Source organism: Aequoribacter sp., from assembly GCF_965659035.1.
Classification (GTDB): Bacteria; Pseudomonadota; Gammaproteobacteria; order Pseudomonadales; family Halieaceae; genus Aequoribacter.
Genome location: NZ_CBFHWH010000008.1, coordinates 1 through 18,108, shown reverse-complemented (window position 1 = coordinate 18,108; position 18,108 = coordinate 1). Strand labels below are relative to the sequence as shown.

19 protein-coding genes and 1 tRNA gene are annotated in these 18,108 nt (G+C 51.7%); 14 read left to right on the top strand and 6 right to left on the bottom strand.

Annotation, left to right across the window (positions count from 1 at the left end):
- The first annotated feature begins 8 nt into the window (after window positions 1-8).
- Genes sufC through ACTF5Z_RS02570 form a run of 7 tightly spaced genes read left to right on the top strand, consistent with a single transcriptional unit; the run spans window position 9 to window position 5,019 of the window.
- Window positions 9-758, top strand: coding sequence for a Fe-S cluster assembly ATPase SufC (gene sufC / locus ACTF5Z_RS02600; RefSeq protein WP_438984423.1), 750 nt, complete (start codon window positions 9-11; stop codon window positions 756-758).
- Entirely contained in the window at window positions 755-2,035 is a 1,281-nt protein-coding gene (sufD, locus tag ACTF5Z_RS02595) for a Fe-S cluster assembly protein SufD (RefSeq protein WP_438984397.1), read from the top strand. Before sufC ends, sufD begins: the two co-directional genes overlap by 4 nt.
- A complete protein-coding gene (locus ACTF5Z_RS02590; protein ID WP_438984396.1) occupies window positions 2,028-3,257 on the top strand; it encodes an aminotransferase class V-fold PLP-dependent enzyme in 1,230 nt (409 codons plus the stop codon). Before sufD ends, ACTF5Z_RS02590 begins: the two co-directional genes overlap by 8 nt.
- An 8-nt stretch (window positions 3,258-3,265) precedes the next feature.
- Entirely contained in the window at window positions 3,266-3,637 is a 372-nt protein-coding gene (locus ACTF5Z_RS02585; protein ID WP_438984395.1) for a HesB/IscA family protein, read from the top strand.
- The gene (gene sufT, locus ACTF5Z_RS02580; RefSeq protein WP_438984394.1) at window positions 3,634-4,176 is read left to right on the top strand and encodes a putative Fe-S cluster assembly protein SufT; all 543 of its coding nucleotides are present in this window, start codon (window positions 3,634-3,636) and stop codon (window positions 4,174-4,176) included. Before ACTF5Z_RS02585 ends, sufT begins: the two co-directional genes overlap by 4 nt.
- 8 nt (window positions 4,177-4,184) lie before the next feature.
- Window positions 4,185-4,601 carry a SufE family protein gene (locus ACTF5Z_RS02575; protein WP_438984393.1) on the top strand — a complete coding sequence of 139 codons (417 nt, stop codon included), beginning with the start codon at window positions 4,185-4,187 and terminating at the stop codon, window positions 4,599-4,601.
- Between the two features lie 10 nt (window positions 4,602-4,611).
- Entirely contained in the window at window positions 4,612-5,019 is a 408-nt protein-coding gene (locus ACTF5Z_RS02570) for an HIT domain-containing protein (protein ID WP_438984392.1), read from the top strand.
- Between the two features lie 44 nt (window positions 5,020-5,063).
- Here the strand turns inward: ACTF5Z_RS02570 and nspC are convergent, their stop codons facing one another.
- From nspC to speA, 3 genes are read right to left on the bottom strand one after another with little or no spacing between them, the layout of a single operon-like run.
- A complete protein-coding gene (gene nspC / locus ACTF5Z_RS02565; protein WP_438984422.1) occupies window positions 5,064-6,227 on the bottom strand; it encodes a carboxynorspermidine decarboxylase in 1,164 nt (387 codons plus the stop codon).
- An 8-nt stretch (window positions 6,228-6,235) separates the two neighbouring features.
- The gene (locus ACTF5Z_RS02560) at window positions 6,236-7,435 is read right to left on the bottom strand and encodes a saccharopine dehydrogenase family protein (RefSeq protein ID WP_438984391.1); all 1,200 of its coding nucleotides are present in this window, start codon (window positions 7,433-7,435) and stop codon (window positions 6,236-6,238) included.
- 12 nt (window positions 7,436-7,447) lie between these two features.
- A complete protein-coding gene (gene speA, locus ACTF5Z_RS02555; RefSeq protein WP_438984390.1) occupies window positions 7,448-9,394 on the bottom strand; it encodes a biosynthetic arginine decarboxylase in 1,947 nt (648 codons plus the stop codon).
- 322 nt (window positions 9,395-9,716) lie between these two features.
- Here speA and ACTF5Z_RS02550 point away from each other — a divergent pair.
- Window positions 9,717-9,793: transfer RNA gene (locus tag ACTF5Z_RS02550), tRNA-Arg, on the top strand.
- A gap of 434 nt (window positions 9,794-10,227) precedes the next feature.
- On the opposite strand, the gene ACTF5Z_RS02545 is transcribed toward ACTF5Z_RS02550, so the two are convergent.
- The 3 genes from ACTF5Z_RS02545 to ACTF5Z_RS02535 all read right to left on the bottom strand — a co-directional run bounded on the left by ACTF5Z_RS02545 (window position 10,228) and on the right by ACTF5Z_RS02535 (window position 13,306).
- Window positions 10,228-11,751, bottom strand: a complete 1,524-nt coding sequence (locus tag ACTF5Z_RS02545; protein WP_438984389.1) for a class I adenylate-forming enzyme family protein — start codon at window positions 11,749-11,751, stop codon at window positions 10,228-10,230.
- Window positions 11,752-11,846: 95 nt separating this feature from the next.
- Window positions 11,847-12,527, bottom strand: coding sequence for a M48 family metallopeptidase (locus ACTF5Z_RS02540; RefSeq protein ID WP_438984388.1), 681 nt, complete (start codon window positions 12,525-12,527; stop codon window positions 11,847-11,849).
- 2 nt (window positions 12,528-12,529) lie between these two features.
- Window positions 12,530-13,306, bottom strand: coding sequence for a S1/P1 nuclease (locus ACTF5Z_RS02535; RefSeq protein ID WP_009576247.1), 777 nt, complete (start codon window positions 13,304-13,306; stop codon window positions 12,530-12,532).
- Between the two features lie 155 nt (window positions 13,307-13,461).
- Here ACTF5Z_RS02535 and ACTF5Z_RS02530 point away from each other — a divergent pair, with 155 nt between their 5' ends.
- The 6 genes from ACTF5Z_RS02530 to ACTF5Z_RS02505 all read left to right on the top strand — a co-directional run.
- The gene (locus tag ACTF5Z_RS02530; RefSeq protein WP_438984387.1) at window positions 13,462-14,019 is read left to right on the top strand and encodes a glycine zipper 2TM domain-containing protein; all 558 of its coding nucleotides are present in this window, start codon (window positions 13,462-13,464) and stop codon (window positions 14,017-14,019) included.
- 34 nt (window positions 14,020-14,053) lie between these two features.
- Window positions 14,054-14,368 carry a hypothetical protein gene (locus ACTF5Z_RS02525; RefSeq protein ID WP_438984386.1) on the top strand — a complete coding sequence of 105 codons (315 nt, stop codon included), beginning with the start codon at window positions 14,054-14,056 and terminating at the stop codon, window positions 14,366-14,368.
- Window positions 14,369-14,371: 3 nt separating this feature from the next.
- Entirely contained in the window at window positions 14,372-15,058 is a 687-nt protein-coding gene (locus ACTF5Z_RS02520) for a response regulator transcription factor (protein ID WP_438984385.1), read from the top strand.
- The gene (locus ACTF5Z_RS02515; RefSeq protein WP_438984384.1) at window positions 15,055-16,389 is read left to right on the top strand and encodes an ATP-binding protein; all 1,335 of its coding nucleotides are present in this window, start codon (window positions 15,055-15,057) and stop codon (window positions 16,387-16,389) included. The genes ACTF5Z_RS02520 and ACTF5Z_RS02515 overlap by 4 nt, the downstream gene beginning before the upstream one ends.
- Window positions 16,377-17,030 (top strand): 5-oxoprolinase subunit B family protein, encoded by a 654-nt coding sequence (locus ACTF5Z_RS02510; RefSeq protein ID WP_438984383.1) that lies wholly within the window; start codon window positions 16,377-16,379, stop codon window positions 17,028-17,030. Before ACTF5Z_RS02515 ends, ACTF5Z_RS02510 begins: the two co-directional genes overlap by 13 nt.
- 117 nt (window positions 17,031-17,147) lie before the next feature.
- On the top strand, window positions 17,148-18,108 hold a 961-nt coding region (locus ACTF5Z_RS02505; protein WP_438984382.1), incomplete at its 3' end, for a TonB-dependent receptor.

Genomic DNA, 18,108 nt, shown 5'->3' with positions numbered 1-18,108 from the left:
TTGAGGAAATTATGTTATCTATTAAAGAATTGCGAGCATCCGTTGAAGACAAAGACATCCTGCAAGGCTTGTCTCTAGACGTCGGCCCCGGCGAAGTACATGCCATCATGGGCCCCAATGGCGCGGGGAAAAGTACACTGGGTCATGTGTTGTCGGGCCGCCCAGGTTACGAGGCCGTGTCCGGGTCGGTGGACTTTGATGGTCGAGATTTATTGGCAATGGAAACTGAGGAGCGTGCTCAAGCTGGCCTGTTTTTGGCTTTCCAGTATCCAGTAGAAATTCCCGGTGTGAGCAACATGGAATTTTTAAAGGCCGGTGTAGATGCGGTGCGAGAGGCGAACAGCCTAGAAGCCTTGGACAGCGTCAGTTTTATGAAGCGTGCTCGAGAGGCCTGTAAAGCGGTTAACTTGAGCGTGGATTTTCTGAAGCGTGGGGTTAACGAAGGTTTTTCCGGGGGCGAGAAAAAGCGCAACGAGCTCATGCAAATGATGCTGCTTGAGCCCAAGCTTTGTATTCTAGACGAAACGGATAGCGGCCTGGATATCGACGCGTTGCAAGTTGTCGCGGCGGGTGTGAATGCGATGCGTTCAGCCGATCGATCGTTCATTGTTGTAACACACTACCAGCGGCTACTGGATTACATCGAGCCTGATTTTGTGCATGTGCTGGCCGGTGGCAGAATCGTTCGCTCGGGTGGCAAAGAATTAGCCGTAGAGCTCGAGAGCAAAGGCTATGCTTGGTTGGACGGTGCGGCATGATTGGACCGGTGTTTGAGTCTGCAATTGCCGCGGCGCGAGCCGATGCGCCTGGTTGGTTGCGCCCAAAAATCGATGTAGCTGCAATGGCGCTAGCTGCAACGCCGATTCCGAATCGCAAGAGCGAGCATTGGAAGTACGCGCCTTTAACAGGTCTGGTGCCCCCCGAACTTGAGGCGCACAACGGTCATTTAGACTCAGCAGCGGCACCTGATCTCGGCGCTTGTCGAATTGTGGTGACACGTGAGGGTATTCACGTCAATGGATCCCCCTCGGGTGAGCTGCCGCCGGGTGTCGAGGTTCGAGAGTTTTCCGACCTAGATGAGTCAGGTGCTGCTCGCATGCTGGATTTAATGGGGTCCGCTGCGAAAGATCGCAGTGGCATTATTAGCACCTTGAGTGATGCGACTCTGGGCTTGGGCCTCTGGATTGACATCGCAGATAATGCAGATATTAGTGCGCCGCTACAGCTGATTTGGCAACAAGACAGCGCCTGGTTGTCGGTACGCGTGCTCGTCACTGCAGGTTCCAATAGTCGCGCGAGTATTATCGAACATTTTGGTGCAGGCTCGTTGGCAAATTCTCAACAGCACAGCGTCACCGAGCTGTTTTTAGCTGCCGGGGCCAACCTAGATTATTGCCGAGCCAACACGCACGACAGTAGTCATACATTTTTTGGCGGGGTATTCGCTAAGTTAAGCCGCGACTCTACCCTAAATGCCTTTGCTTATGCTGCTGGCGCAAAACTCTGTCGTAATGAGTGGGGTCTAGTATTTGCGGAGACGGGTGCTCACGCTGAGTTGAATGGTATTTACTTGCCGGCAGGGCGCGAAGTGGTCGATTTTCACACGACCTTGGAGCACGCGGCAGCCCATTGCACGAGTGAGGAAACGTTCAGAGGTATTATCGGTGACAAGGCCAACGCGGTTTTTAATGGCCGTATTCACATACACCCCGACGCCCAAAAAACGGTTGCGCAATTGTCGAATAAGAATTTGCTGACCTCCGATCAGGCGCAAGTCAATACCAAGCCTGAACTCGAAATTTATGCCAACGACGTGCAGTGTGCCCATGGCGCGACCGTGGCACAAATCAATGACGAAGCCATTCATTATTGCCGTACGCGCGGCATTACAGAGTCAGTCGCAGCGCAGCTGATTGGTATTGGGTTCGTGGTGTCTTTGTTTGACCGCATTGCCTATGAACCTTTGCGCGAGTGGTTGAGCGACCAAGCCAAACAGCGCTGTCTGACCTTAGTCGCAGGTGATGATAATGAATAAGCATTTTAACGTAGACTTGGCGCGCGCTGATTTTCCTTTGCTGGCGCAAGAGGTTAACGGCCAGCCGCTAGTTTACTTGGATAATGCCGCAACGACGCAAAAGCCGCGCGCAGTTATTCAAGCTTTAGAGCACTATTATCAGATGGATAATTCCAACGTGCATCGTGGCGCGCATGCAGTAGCCGATCGAGCGACACGCGCGTTTGAGGCGGCTAGATCCAGTGTTGCGAGATTTATCAATGCCGAGCAAGTGGAAGAGGTCATTTGGACCCGAGGTACTACAGAAAGTATTAACCTAGTCGCTCAAACCTTCGGTCGAATGGTACTGAACGAGGGGGATGTGGTTTTAGTACCGGTGTCCGAGCACCATGCCAACATCGTACCTTGGCAGATGGTAGCGCAAGCAAGAGGCGCCAAAGTCATCCCAATACCTTTGACGCAAACCTGCGACATTGATTTAGAGGCGTTCGATGCCCTGCTCGCACAGCACTCGGTGAAGATTGTTGCAGTGAATCAGGTCTCAAATGCCCTGGGTACAATCAACCCTGTTGCCGATATCATCGCCAGAGCAAAAGCGGCGGGAGCCGCAGTCTTGATCGACGGAGCTCAGGGGGTAGCGCACAGTGCGGTTGACGTCCAAGCGCTCGGGGCAGATTTTTACGTGTTTTCGGGGCACAAGCTCTACGGTCCGACTGGCATTGGCGTGTTGTGGGGAAAAAAAGACTTGTTAGACGCCATGCCGCCCTACCAAGGGGGTGGCGAGATGATCGAAACCGTGAGCTTTGACGGTACAACGTACAACCAAGTGCCTTTCAAATTTGAAGCAGGAACCCCCAACATTGCTGGCGCCATCGGTTTGGCCGCGGCTATCGAGTATCTTGAGGGCGTGGGTATCGAGAACGCGGTCGCGCATGAAGAGTCGCTGATGAACTATTTGCTTGACGCCGTCGCGGAGATGACTCATGTTCAACGTGTCGGAAGTCCTCAGCGGTCTGTGGGTATCTTCAGCTTTTTGGTACCGGGCACACACCCTAGCGATATTGGCATGCTGTTAGACCAACAGGGCGTGGCCATTCGAACCGGGCACCACTGCACCCAGCCTCTGATGCAGTACTTAAATGCTCCCGGTACCGCCAGAGCCTCGCTAAGTTTTTATAACACCAAAAATGATGTTGATGCTTTTGTACAGGCATTGGATAAAGCCTGTCGGCTGTTAGTTTAGGAGTCGGTATGAGTGTAGAAGTTTTTGATGTGAATGCGGCGCCAATATCTATTACCCCCGCTGCGGTTCGCCACTTACTCAAACAGCTTGCCTTGTCGGGTAAAAAAGGCATTCGTTTGTCGGTAAAAGAGAGTGGTTGCACCGGGTTTATGTACGTGCTCGATGAAGTTGATGTCGGACAGACAGAGGATATCACCCTTCAAGAGGATGCACTGACTTTTTGGGTTGATCCAGAAAGCCTGTCGATTATTCGTGGCACCCAGCTCGATTTTGTATTCGAAGGTTTGAACCGAGTGCTAAAATTCAAAAACCCAAATGTCACGGCTGCCTGCGGTTGTGGCGAGAGCTTTAGCGTTGAAGAAGGCGTTTCATACTCGTGAGCAGCCAAGAAAGAACCTTGTTAACCACTCAGCGTGAAGTGCTGGGTCGATTGGTACCTGTCGGCACTCCGGTGACCGTGCCGGCGCACAGTTTTGTGACGCTGACGCAAGCCTTGGGTGGCAACTACACCATTGTTCACGCTGGCAATATGGTCCGAATCGATGGTACCGACGCCGATGCCTTAGGGTTAGAACCTTTGGATCTTAAATTTGAAGATCCGCAGGATGGTTCTATCGTGGACGCCTATGTGTGGGAGGCATTGGGAACGGTTTTTGACCCAGAGGTACCGGTAGATTTGGTTAACCTAGGTTTGGTTTACGATGTCGTGATCGATCAAGCACAAGGCTCTGTAGCCATTACTATGACGCTAACGGCGCCGGGGTGTGGCATGGGCGATGTGTTGGTGGGCGATGTGCGAGCTCGAGTAGCCTGCGTACCCAACGTGAAAACGGTGGAAGTAAACTTGGTCTTCAGTCCACCCTGGAGCCGAGAGATGATGTCAGAAGAAGCTCAGTTAGCGACGGGAATGTTTTATTAAGGTTGAGTATGTCGATTACAGAACGTGCACAAGCGATCGAAGATGACCTCAGTTTTTTTGATGCTTGGGAAGACAAGTATCGATACATCATCGATTTGGGTAAGACCTTGCCAGAGTTTGACTCAAGCAAGCGCGACGACGAGCACTTAGTTCGAGGTTGTCAAAGCCAGGTCTGGATCGATGCCGACGTGGGATCAGGTACCTTAAACCTAAGCGTCGATAGCGATGCCTTCATTGTAAAAGGCTTACTGGCGGTTGTGCTAGCGGCCTACCAGGGTTTAACTCCTAAGGCGGCGCTAGAGTTTGATGTCGACGGGTATTTCAATCGTTTAGAACTGATCACGCATTTGTCGCCAACGCGAGGCAATGGGTTACGGGCCATGGTCTCTAAAATTCGCGACATTGCGGTTTCGGCTCTGAGTTGAAAGCCTGCCAATGACAGAGTTTGCACTTGATGCTCGTTTAGATGCCGATACTCACTCGGTGACTGATCTGTCGCTTAGTCGTGTGTTACTGATGAACGATGCGCGCTTCCCCTGGGTCATTCTCGTTCCTCGCCGGTCGAACTGCGCGGAGTGGCTAGATTTTAGTAGCGATGATCAACAAGCTTTACTGCAAGAACAACTGCGAGTGATGGCCGTGTTACAAGAGTTGACAGGTGCTCATAAGCTTAACGTTGCGAACTTGGGGAATATGGTGAGGCAATTTCATTTGCATATCATCGCGCGTTTTGAGACGGATGTTGCATGGCCCGGTCCTGTTTGGGGGCAAGGTGCACGCGAGGCGTATTCTGACGCTCAGGCTAACTCTTTAGTGTCGGCACTGCAGCAAGCCCTAAGATAAGTTTTCAACTTGTAGCGATATCTTTTGGTCTGCGGTGCTCAAACTCAAGACAAACGGTCGCGAAAATCATGATATTCAAAACTTTTTACGATGCGCACCGCGTTTGTGTCTGAATTCCACACCGCTATTGCGGGCAATTTGGTGCCGTTAAAGGTGCTGGTTTTTACCATGGTGTAGTGCGACATATCTTCAAAAATTAAGCGCTGTCCGACGTCTAGCGGCGCGGCAAAGCTGTAGTCACCCATGACGTCGCCTGCTAAGCACGTTAATCCGCCGAGGCGGTACGTGTAGTCCAACTCGTTGGCTTTGCCTGAACCGCTAATTAGGGCGCGATAGGGCATTTCTAGGGTGTCGGGCATGTGGCAAGTAGCAGAGGTGTCAAGTATAGCTTGAGGACGGTCGGTGTAGGTTACGTCCAACACCTCGCTGACTAACACGCCCGTGCCAATGGCCACCGCTTCACCGGGTTCTAAATACACTTGCACCTGGTATTTGGCGCTGAAACTTTGAATTAAGGCGATGAGTCCGTCGCGGTCATACCCCTCTGCCGTGATGTGGTGTCCTCCACCAAAGTTCACCCAGCTAAGGCCAGACAAAATGTCGCCAAAGCGTTTCTCGAGCGCAGCCACCGTGCGCGCCAAAGGTTCAAAAGGGTGTTCGCACAAGGTATGAAAGTGTAATCCTGAAATACCCTCAAAATCCTCGATCTGCAGCTGGCTGCGCGGTATCCCTAAGCGGGAGCCGGGAGCGCAGGGATCGTACAGTGGTACATCGCCTTCGGAATGCTCTGGGTTTACACGGAGACCAATGCTTAAGTGTGTGCGCCGGGCTTGTGCGGCCTGGCATAAAGGTTTGAAGCGGCGCCACTGTTGCACCGAGTTAAACACCACGTGATCGGCAATCTCTAGTATTTGCTCTAAATCGGCTTGTGAATAAGCCGCAGAAAACACGTGGACTTCGCCCGGGTAAAATTCTTTAGCAAGCAGAGCTTCGTGTAACCCACTCGAGCACGTACCCCACACGCGATTCTTGTACAGCGGCGCTAGCTCGAACATCGAAAATGCTTTGAGAGCGGCTAACACTTTTGCACCGCTTTTCGAGCCCACTTCGTGCAAGATATCTAAATTGTGCTGCACAGCGACTTCGTCTACCACCCAGCAAGGCGATGGCAGCTGGTATAAATCGAGTCGGCCGAAGTCGGTGAGCATCGGGTTCATTAGTCGCTCAACTCAAAGCTGTCCAGCTCAATCACCGTCCAAGGCAGGCCGTAGGCGTTTAGACCTTCCATAAAGGGATCTGGATCCATTTGTTCGATATTGAAGACACCTTGACCTTGCCATGTACCCTCTAGCATCAGTTTGGCGCCGATCATGGCGGGTACGCCGGTGGTATAAGAGATGGCCTGCGACTGTACCTCGTGGTAGCAGTCTTGGTGGTCTTTGATGTTATAGCAGTAAACGATTTTTTCTTTGCCGTCTTTGATACCTTTTACCACACAGCCAATGCAGGTTTTGCCTTTGGTGCGAGGGCCAAGAGTGCTTGGGTCTGGCAAGAGCGCTTTCAGAAATTGAATGGGCACGATTTCTTGACCCTGGAACTCAACGGGCTCGATCCCGGTCATCCCCACGTTGCCTAATACTTCCAAGTGCTTTAAGTAGCTTTCGCCAAAGCTCATCCAAAACTGAGCGCGCTTGAGTGACGGAAAGTTAATGACCAGCGACTCCAGCTCCTCGTGGTACATACGGTAGATGTTGTATGTGCCGACACCTTCGGGGCAGGTAAAAGAGGCTTTGCGAGACATTGCAGGCGTGGTGACAAAATCGCCATTCTCGTAATGTCGGCATTCTGCAGTGACCTCGCGGATATTAATTTCGGGATTGAAGTTGGTGGCGAAAGGATAGCCGTGGTCCCCGCCATTCACGTCAATAATATCGAGCTCGTGAATCTCGTCGAAGTAATGTTTGGCGATGTATGCCGTAAACACGTTGGTGGCGCCTGGGTCGAAGCCGCTTCCCAGCAACGCCATTAGGCCCGCTTCTTTAAAACGGTCTTGGTATGCCCACTGCCAGCTGTATTCGAACTTCGCTGTGTCCAGTGGCTCGTAGTTGGCCGTATCGAGGTAGTTGACCCCTGTGGCTAAACAGGCATCCATGATGGTCAAGTCTTGATAAGGCAGCGCCACGTTAATGACCAGGGCGGGTTTTTCTGCTTCGATCAGAGCAACGAGTTCGGCGACGTTGTCTGCATCGACAGCAGCCGTTTTTATGGGGCGTGAAAGTTGGGCCGCAATCGCGTCGCACTTGGATTTGGTGCGAGAGGCGAGGGTAATCTCTGAGAACGTTTCAGGTAGAGACGCACATTTGTGAACAACGACCGCGCCGACACCGCCAGCGCCAATGATAAGTACTTTTGACATAGTGAGTTCTCCTTATCGTTCAAAGAAAGTATAGCCGTAGAGGCTAGCACGAAATGCCTGCAGCATTTCTTGACGCATGGCGACGCTGATACGGCCATCTCGTACCGCTTGTTCGGCATTACGACGGAACTGTTCCAGCATATTTTTGGGTTCGTATTCTACGTAGGATAAAACGTCAGCGATGCTGTCGCCGTGGAATTCGCGACGAAAATCGAAGCTGCCATCTTCATTCACGTGGACACTGACGACATTAGTGTCGCCAAACAAATTGTGCAAATCTCCAAGAGTTTCTTGGTAGGCGCCGACCAAAAATACCCCTAAGTAATATTCTCCCTCGTCATTTAAAGGATGCAGGGGCAGGGTTCGGTGAATATCCCCTTCGTAGCAGAAGTGATCGATCTTACCGTCGCAGTCGCAGGTAATATCGGCAAGCACGGCTTGTCGTGTTGGCTCTTCGTTTAAGCGATGAATGGGCATGACCGGGAAAATTTGGTCAATGGCCCAGATATCAGGCAAAGACTGAAACAAGCTGAAGTTCCCGTAGTAGATATCCGCGAGCAGCGCAGGCAAATCATCGAGTTCGGCTGAGACCCGTTTCGCTGCGGGTAACAGAGTTGAGATCTTTTCAAAAACCGCCAACCCTAAGTTTTCTGCTGTTGCGCGCTCTCGAAGCGAAGCTTGTCCTCGGTGAAATTGCTCGCGCACCTCGTCGCGGTAATAAAGCGCGTCGTTGTAACATTCTTGCAGATTCTTGAGTTCCACCGCGTCTAGTACCGCTCGCAGGTTGTGAATGAGGTCGTGGCCTTCGTCAGGAATTGTCTCGGGCAACTTCCCGGGCTTGTGGTCACGTACATCGAGTATGTTGAACAACAACATAGACGAATACGCCACCAGTGCGCGGCCAGATTCGGTGATGACCACGGGGTGGGGCACATCTTCTGAATCCAAACTCTCTTGGAGCGTTTCGATGATGTTGGCGCAATACTCGTTGAGGCCGTAGTTCATACTGTGGGTTTCGTTGGTGCGGCGACCCTCGTAGTCCACGGCGAGGCCACCGCCTAAGTCGATATAGCCCATGGCGGCGCCTTCTGCCACTAGGCCCGTGTAATATCGACAGGCTTCAAGTACACCCGAGCGAATGTTCCGAATATTGGGAATTTGCGAGCCTAAATGGCAGTGCAGCATCTGCATGCAGTGCAACATATTGTGCGCGCGAAGTTTGTCGACAACGCAGAGCAATGAATCGGTGGATAAACCAAAAATTGAACGGTCGCCACTATCTTCGTTCCAGTGACCTTCGACCATAGAAGATAACCGTATGCGCGCCCCAATTGCCGGTTCGATACCCAAAGCTTCGCTGCGTTCGATGATAATATCCAGCTCGCCCAGAGTTTCGAGCACAAAGAAACAGTTGATACCCATTTTGCGTGCATACAGTCCGAGCTCGATGAACTCCTGATCTTTGTAGCCATTACAGATAATTAACGAGTGACGGTCTTTTAGTTGGGTTAGCGCAATAATAAGCTCGGCTTTACTGCCGGCTTCTAAACCATGGTGGTAACGCGCGCCGTAGTCGGCGATTTCCTCTACTACGTGGCATTGCTGATTGACTTTGATTGGGAAAACGCCGCGATATTCGTTGTTATAGCCCGCATTAGCAATGGCGTTGGCGAAGGCCTCGTTAATGGCACTGATGCGATGGTCTAACAGGTTTTCGACGCGCAAAACCGCGGGCATTTCGAGGCCGCGTAAACGCATGGCCTCCACGACTTCAATAATGGGTACTTCGATCGTGCTAGAGCCGTTTGGAACGCGAATAATGGCTTCGCCGGCCGAGTTGATGTCAAAATAATCTGCGCCCCAATCGCGAACGCCGTACAAATTGGCGCTGTCGTTGAAGTCCCAGATTTGCTCATCTTGCGGCGCGAGCGTGTCCATTGTTTCGGCGGGAAGCGTCATCGGCGGTTGATCCTGTTCAATCCCAATAAAAAGATGCGAAGTGTGGGCAAAAAATGCCTTAAATGCAAAGTGTATAGCGCGCCAATAATTCACATTTTAACTCAGCTTTGTGACATTTCAGAGCATTAATTCGGACGTCTGATAGGCACCCTGTTATTGCCGGATAGTACAAGCTTTAGCCGAGGGCGAACTGCCTGAAATTTGATGTTTGGGTAAGTCAAGCGCTGTTATCCGTGTTAGGTCAGTTTTTGCAACAAATTTTAAAACATCGCATTTTCCGCCTTGACTTTTACCCCCTCCATCCATAGTATTCGCATCCCACGCGCCTGTAGCTCAGCTGGATAGAGTACCTGACTACGAATCAGGCGGTCGCACGTTCGAATCGTGCCAGGCGCGCCAAAATTAAAAAAGCCCCGTCCGTAAGGTCGGGGCTTTTTTAATTTCAGTGTCTTGGCCGTGAGAACGTCCAGTTCGACAAATCACGACTCAGGAGTGATTTGGTCGCGGGAGCGCAGCGACGGCGCCCCGAAGGGGTTCTAACGCGGGAGGCAACCGCGTTGGAAACCATCGTGCCAGTTTACCCGTTGATCTAGAATGTTGCGTTCCCCGTCCGTAAGGTCGGGGCTTTTTTAATTTCAGTGTCTTGGCCGTGAGAACGTCCAGTTCGACAAATCGGCTCTGCACCGTTAACGAGGGATGGCACTCAAATCGCTCGACTGATCATACCAGCCCATCCGCAGTGAGCGAGTACTCTCAATCGGTAATTGTCAAAATTTCGCCGTAAATGGGGACTTTAATGTGTGGTCCAAAGCAGCATATCGGAAAGACTGCCCTTACCGCCGGTGTTCCTGACGCAAGATAAACTTCTGCACCTTGCCGGTACTGTTGCGTGGCAATGCGTCCAAAAACTTAAGTTGCTTGGGCCATTTGTACTTGGCTAGGCGCGGAGCACAGTGCTCTTGTAAAGTGTCCAGCGTTAAAGACTCGCCCGCTTTAAGAACAACAACAGCGCAGCCCACTTCGCCCCAGCGGTCATCAGGTACACCAATAACCGCAACTTCTGCAATGCAGGCTAGCTCATACAAAGCAGCTTCCACCTCAGCGGGATAGACGTTCTCTCCGCCAGAAATGTACATATCTTTTATTCGGTCTTCGATCGCTAGACAACCATCCGGGTCCAAGCGACCGATATCACCGGATCGAAACCAACCATCGTAAAAGGCGTCTTCGGTGGCATCATCTCGCCGCCAATAGCCGGGAGTGACCATTGCTCCGCGCATCCAAATCTCGCCAAGCTCTCCGCTGTCAGCTTCTTTCTGTTCTGAGCGCATCACCTTAAAGTCACAATATTTTAAGGGTGGGCTGGTGTAGCCGAGTTTTTCGGGTAGATCTTCCGCACGGGTAATGCAAATAATCCCCGACGTTTCGGTAAGACCATACACTTCGCGTAGGACAATGCCTTTTTGCATCCAAGTATCTAGTAGAGCAGGTGGCACTGATTCAGCTCCGGTAGAGGCCGATGCGATGCGCGTAAAGTTGGTTGCATCGCAGTCAGGGTGAGCTGCCAGCGCGTTCCAGATAGCAGGCACGGCACCGAGGTGCGTTATTGCTAATGCGTCGTCGTTGATACAAGCGAGCATCTCTCCAGGTTCAAACGCCCGTGCAAGCACCATGGGGCGGCCCGTGTACAAACACAGCAATACTGATTGCATGCCACCGATGTGGAACAGCGGCATGACGTTGTAGAAGGTCGAATGTGCATCGATGTGGCTGGTTTGCTGAATATTCAAGGCGCCGGCTTGCATCATTCTGTGAGTGTAAATCACCCCTTTTGGGCGGCCTGTTGTGCCCGATGAATACATGATCATTGCGTAGGTGTCGCCATCAAGGCCCACCGTTTGATTCAAGCGCTTGTCAGAAAACAGTGACTCGTACCCAGAAGCAGTACCGTCACACTGCGTGGTAATTGTAGCCAACCAAGGTAGCTGCTCTTGCACTGCCAAAGCGACGGGTGCAAAGGCATGGTCGCAGATCAACAGTTTGGGTTCAGCGTCGCCGATAATATAACTCAGCTCGTCGGGCGTTAAACGAAAGTTCAAAGGTACGTACACGGCGCCAATGCGCTGCGTGGCGCACAGTATTTCGATGGTATCTGTACTGTTTAACCCTAAATACGCTACGCGGTCACCGCGCTCGATACCGCGTTGGTTCAGTGCTGCCGCCAGTTGCGATACGCGTTCGTGAAACTTCAACCACGTAAATTTTCGCCGCGAGTGATACTCGATAAACGCCGTCTTGTTAGGCTGCATTCGAGCTTGGGTCTCTACCCAGTCGATATAAAACGCATCGTGATTCATTCGGTAGATCCTTGTTATTATCAGAAAAGTCTGGGTATTGTGCCATGCTTATTCGTGAGTGCCCAAAATTGAAGCGTCACGTGGTGGAGGCGCTGTTACCTCAAGTTTAGAGCTTTGTCTCGATCTCTCCAGTCTGGCATATGTTGGGTCATTAGGGCTTGAAAACGGCCGCCGTGGCCCGGCTCGATGAGGTGTACAAGCTCATGAACCAAAACCAATTCGAGCTGTTCGATGGGTTTCTCTGCAAGCCAAAGGTTCAGCCAGATACGTTGCTTGGGAATATTGCAGCTCCCCCACCGTGTACGCATTTTTTTTACGCGGTATTCGTTGGCTGAGACCTTTAATTTGTGTTCCCAGTGAGGGGCTAGTTGTTTGATTTTTTGTGAGAGTTCATCTCGATAGTATTGGTCGAGCACTTGCTCTTGTCGTATTTCGTCATCCCCAGGTAAGAGCGTGATGCGGAGAACGTCGGGTGGATCTTGCGTGACTGCGCGCTTTTTTCCTCGCTCTATTTGCAGCCGCACTTGCTCGCCCCATAGCTTGATGCTGCCGGGTGGGGGCTGGTTACTTGCTCGTCGTTTTCGCGCCGCACGCTGTTTTTGTAAAATCCAATGCGACTTTTCCCGTAAAAAAGTTTCGATGGCGCGCATTTTGGTGCCTTTGGGCGCCGAGATTTTTACTCGGCCGCTGTCGCGTTCTATGCGCAGATACAAATGCTTTATTGGTTTAAACGTAATATCCACATTGCTCAGCGCACTTGTTATCGCCTTGGTCATGGTTAGTTAACATCTTGCTCGCGTAATACCTGATTAAGGTACGCAGCAATTCGTATACCCGCCTGTATCAGCCGTTCGTTCACAGTGCCGATGTGTTGGTAGGGATATTCGTAGTAAAGCTTATCGTTTTCAGGGTAAATGGTGTCTCGGATTGCAGTGCTTTCGTCTATCCATATTTCCGGATTGGTCGTCGTATATTCTTGAATGAGCGTATTGTCGATTTTTCGGCTGAGAAATTGCGTGTATTCGGTATACGATAAATTTTGTGATTCGATCATTTGCGTGTCCCAAACTCTGTGCAGGTTTGAGGGCTCACTAAAATAGCTTACTTTAAAGTCGTTACCGCCTCGGTCGGTGCCGTTTCCCGCGTGCAGTGGTTGATGTAAGTCGCCAATAATGTGAACCACAAATCGAAGCGCTGTGGCTTTCTCCTCGCGAGACGCAGTCTTCGACTGCAGTTGGGCAGTGAATTGCTGTAAGCCTGTCATGGCATCACCCTGGGGCGGCGCTCCGACTTCGTGGTAGTGCTTGTGGGGCGGGACGGTAACGTAATGCAGTGGGGAGGATTTACGCCAGAACGGGTCGTTGCTAGAACGCATAAAGTCTGGCCATGTTGATGCTTCAGCGAGGGATTCATTACCGATAATATCTTCAATTTTTGCTTGCGCCTCGCTACTCAGTAAGGAGCTTGCGATGGCGCCGGTTATGCGGTGACCATTTTGCCCCCAAGCGAGTGCTAGGGAGGGGGTCAGCAACAATAAAAAGAGTACAATTCTCATGGAGACGGCCTTTGAAAGTAGAGAGTCGAGATTAAACCCAGATTAGGTCAACATGTTAAGTCTTTTGGCGACTCGGTCACAAATATTTCACGTTCAGCGCCCGTTCAGCTTGGTCACGATAATCTGAGACTACACAGCCACAGGAGGGCGTGACTATGAACCTAAACAACCCAATTAATTCTCGTATGTTGCGGTACTCACGTTGGATGGCGTCCGCCGCAATGGTATCGGTTTGCGCAAATATCGCAGTCGCTGGGTCTCAGATTATTGAGGCACCTATTACCGACGTCACTAAGATCGTAGAGCGGGTAGAGGAGCGCATTCCCTTTGAGAGTTGCCACGTGCAGCGTGTCGTAGTCCCAAGTTCTAGCTGGTCAGATAGCATGACACCGGTGCTAACCGGTGGTTTGATTGGTGGCGCAATTGGTAGCGAGCTTGGGCGTAATAGTAAGCGTAAATCGCTCATTATTGGCGCGAGTGCGCTATTGGGTGGTTCCATTGGTCGCGATATATATCGTAGCTCAAATCATCATTCGAGCCCAAAATATCGAACCCGAGAGGTGTGTGATACGGATTATCGAATTCGTGAATATCAGCAAGTCACGGGTTATCGAGTTCGCTACGAGTACAACGGTAGCGTGTACGAAACCATCACAGACTCGCATCCTGGTGCTACAATGCCGATTGAGGTATCCGTGACACCTTTGCACTAGAACTGTTATTGCGAGTTTGATCAGGAGGTAAGTAATGTCAGCCAGTCGTTGCCTTGTGGGTGTTCTGTTTGCCTCCTTTCTGCTCACGACCGTTGCGCCCCAATGCCTCGCGTGGTCTCGTTACCAAGCAGAGCAAAGCTCCGTTCCATCGGGTGCGAGAGTCTTGGTGCCGACTCCTCAGCGCAGTTTGATTGCTCCTAAAATCGCCAATAAAGAAAAGGCCGCTGTTGCGAAAGCTGTCGAACAGCACGGTGGCAAAGCGTTGGGGGTTGCCGCGGTTGAAGGCGGTTACAAGGTTCGATTGCTGCTGCCTGAAGGTCGCCTTAAAACTGTTTTTGTTGAGCTTTGACTTGTGCGGGTCTTAGTCGTAGAAGACGAGCCGCGTTTACGCGAGGGTTTAGTTAAGTCTTTGCATCAATCAAGTTTCGCCTGTGTGGAGGCTGGTAGCGCTACAGAGGCGCAGTACAGTGTCGACAATTATCCATGCGACCTTATCCTCTTAGACTTGGGTTTGCCAGACGGTGAGGGGCTAGCATTGGTACGCCGCTGGCGCGACCAAGGGCTAGATCTGCCGATAATTATTTTGACTGCTCGAGCCGATTGGCAGGATAAAGTGTCCGGGCTGGAAGCGGGCGCCGACGACTACGTGACCAAGCCTTTCCGAGTAGAAGAGGTTGTGGCTCGCATCAAAGTAGCATTGCGGCGAGTGCGAGGTCGCGCCACGGAACGTTCGGATTTTGTGGGTGGGGTCACGATCAATTTCGATGCCAGGCGGGTGTGGGTCGGTAAGCAAGAACTCTCGCTCACCTCGTTCGAGTTTAATCTTCTCGCCCTACTGGCCCAGTCGCCGGGTGCGGTTCGGTCAAAAGCTGACTTGGCTGAGCATTTGTACGATGCAGATGAAGACCGCGAAAGTAATGTACTAGAGGTCTTGGTTGGTAGGTTACGCAAAAAATTCGCGTCGGCAATGCCTGACGTGGTTATCGAAACAGTTCGTGGATCGGGCTACCGTTTTGCGCTTGAGAGCAAAGGCCAATGAGATGGCCGAAATCGATGTTAGCGCGAGCGCTGGCGAGCAGTTCAGCCCTGTTGATACTGATTTTGCTTGGCGGAGTCTACCTATTTGAGCGTCAAGCCGAGCATCGAGCCTACGCCGAGCAGGCTGAACGTTTGAAACTTCATCTTTACAACTTGTTGGCGCAGGCAGAGTTTGGTTCGACGTTATCGATGCCGATAAATTTATTGGATGCGCGTTATGAGGAGCAGGGATCCGGCTTGATGGCTTGGGCGCTAGACAAAGCTGGCGAAACGGCGTGGATGTCTGTGTCGACACCCAGCCCATTGTCGGCATCAATGCTTGGCAATGTGAAACAATTAGATCGAGAGCCTGGTGAGTTCAGTTTTGCCATTAATCCCGATGTAGCCCTGCATGTCGCTCATTACCGAGTGCTTTGGGATACCCCATCCGGTGCAACGCGTCAAACGCGATTTTTTGTAGCCGAATCTACTCAAGACCTTATTGCAGGGTTACAACAAATGCGCGAACAGGGAAGGGTTATTGCTGGCGTACTCTTCATCGTTGTTCTCGGCGTCCAATCGATGGTTATTCTGTGGAGTACTCGGCCACTGAAGCAACTCGGAAAGCAGGTGCAGGAGATTGAGCAGGGTGTTCGTGCCGAGCTTAGTGGCGAGTGGCCGACAGAACTTGGACCACTGAGTGACAATTTGAATATTTTGTTGCGAGGCGAGCAAGATCGTCGCGATCGTATTCGTAAAACGTTGGGTGATTTGGCGCATTCTTTAAAAACCCCTCTCGCGGTATTAAAGAGTTTGCAAACACAAGACCAAACGCTTGCCTCGGAGCTGCACGAGCAAGTCAGTCGTATGGATGAAATGGTGCAGTGGCAGCTTCAGCGTGCAGTCGGTGGCGCTCGGAATGTCCTGTCTAAGACGGCATTAGTCGCAGTGGTGGAGCGCTTGCGTGCGACTCTGCTAAGAGTCTACAGTGATAGAGATTTAAGTATTGATGTGCAGGTGGGCGATGTCGCAGTTCGTATGGATGAGCGTGACTTGTTGGAACTGCTGGGCAATGTCATGGACAACGCCTGTAAGTACTGTCGCTCCCGAGTGGTCGTAAGTATGACGACTGAGGGTGTTAACAAGGTGATCCTTATCAGTGACGACGGCGACGGTATTTCTCCTGATTTGCGGTCCTTGTTATTGGAACGGGGCGAGCGAGCGGACCGTCGCCAACCAGGGCAAGGGTTGGGTTTGGCTCTAACCGTCGATATTGTGTCGAGCTATGGTGGGCGAGTGGAGATTACGGAGTCTGAGTTGGGCGGTGCGCAGGTGGCTTTGTGGCTGACCTAAAGCTTGAGTTTAAACGTTTGGGCGAAGATTGGGTTTTGCTGCGCTTTGGTAATGCTATTTGTGATGAGACGACCGAGCGCGTGCGACAGGCGTACGTCAGTATGCAGGCCCTGGATTTCGTCTGCGAGTGCATCCCAACCTACACAGATCTTGCTATTCGTCCTAGAGTCGATGCGCTGCTTTGGGGGGGCGAGGAGTGGCGAATGTTGATATCTTCGTCGACTCAGGAGGGACAACTAGCCCCCGGTCGACTCATAGAAATGCCTGTGCGATTTGCGCACTTAGACGATGACGCCTTCGACCTGCAGTCTTACTCGCAGCAGATAGGACTGTCGATCGATGCCACCATTGCAAAGCTCTTAGCCACGGAGTTTACAGTTGCCATGATTGGCTTTTTGCCGGGGATGCCCTACTTGGCGGGTTTGTCAGAGCAGCTGCACCTCTCTCGTCGTCAAAACTTAGCCACTGCAGTGCCCGGTACCTTCGCGATTGGTGGTCAGCAGGCGGGATTCTTGCCTAACCAAACACTGACCGGCTGGTGGCGTCTGGGTGTCACTAAGCCCTCGATTTTTGACCTTGAGCGGGAGCCGCACGGTTTGTTTCAAATCGGTGATCGAGTTCGATTGCTCAGAGTTGATTAACGCAGTTGCAATGAAAATGTAAAAAATTGCCCCTTCGCAAAGATTTGGTGTTGTCAGCGGACAAAAAGCTGGTTAATGTTGACTTGCCTCACATAATTATAACGAAGGAGTCACATCGTGAAAAAAACCGTTATTGCTACAAGTATTGCGGCTTTGGCAGCCACCTCGCAGTTGGCATTCAGCCAAGCCATGCTAGAAGAAGTTATCGTTACCGCGGAAAAACGCGCAACGAGCATTCAGGACACCCCCATCGCGGTATCCGCTTTTTCCCAGGGTGATCTCGACGCTCAGCTCATCAACGACACCATGAATCTGCAGTTTAACGTGCCGAGTTTAACCATGACCAAGGGGAACTTTACGAGCTCTGACGTGCGCATTCGCGGCGTCGGGTCCGGCGCTATTGGTCCTGCGGGTGATGCCGGTGTGGGTATCCATATGAATGGCGCGTACTTGTGGTCGAGCCGAGTCTTCGAAGGTCAGTACTACGACGCAGAGCGGGTGGAAGTATTGCGTGGCCCTCAGGGCACTCTGTATGGTCGCAACACGACGGGTGGCGCGATCAACGTCATCACCAACAAGGCCGATCCCACTGAAATGAGCGGTAACATCGAACTCACAGCGGGTAACTATAACGCGACGCAAATGCGTGGGTACTTCAATATGCCCATCACCGACAACTTGGCGGTGCGCTTTGCAGGTATGCAGATGCAGCGTGACGGCTTTATTAATAACCAATTCACTGGCAACGATATCGATGACCGCGATATGTGGGGTGGACGTTTAAGCGTTAACTGGACTCCAACCGATACGACTGAAGTGAATTTGACGGTTCAACACTTTGACGAGGAGGACGCCCGTGCGCGATCTCAAAAATCAGCGTGTAAGAAAGACCCCTCGGGTATCTTAGGCTGCTTGCCTGGATACAACGACGTGTACGAGACCATTCATTCTGCCTCTGGTATTTCGGGCACTTTGACGAAGCAGATTGGCTCAATATCGCAAGGCGTTTATGGCACTCTGGCGGGCTTAACCCAATTGGCCGCCGCTGACCCAGTGCTAGCTGGCAGAGCCGACGTCC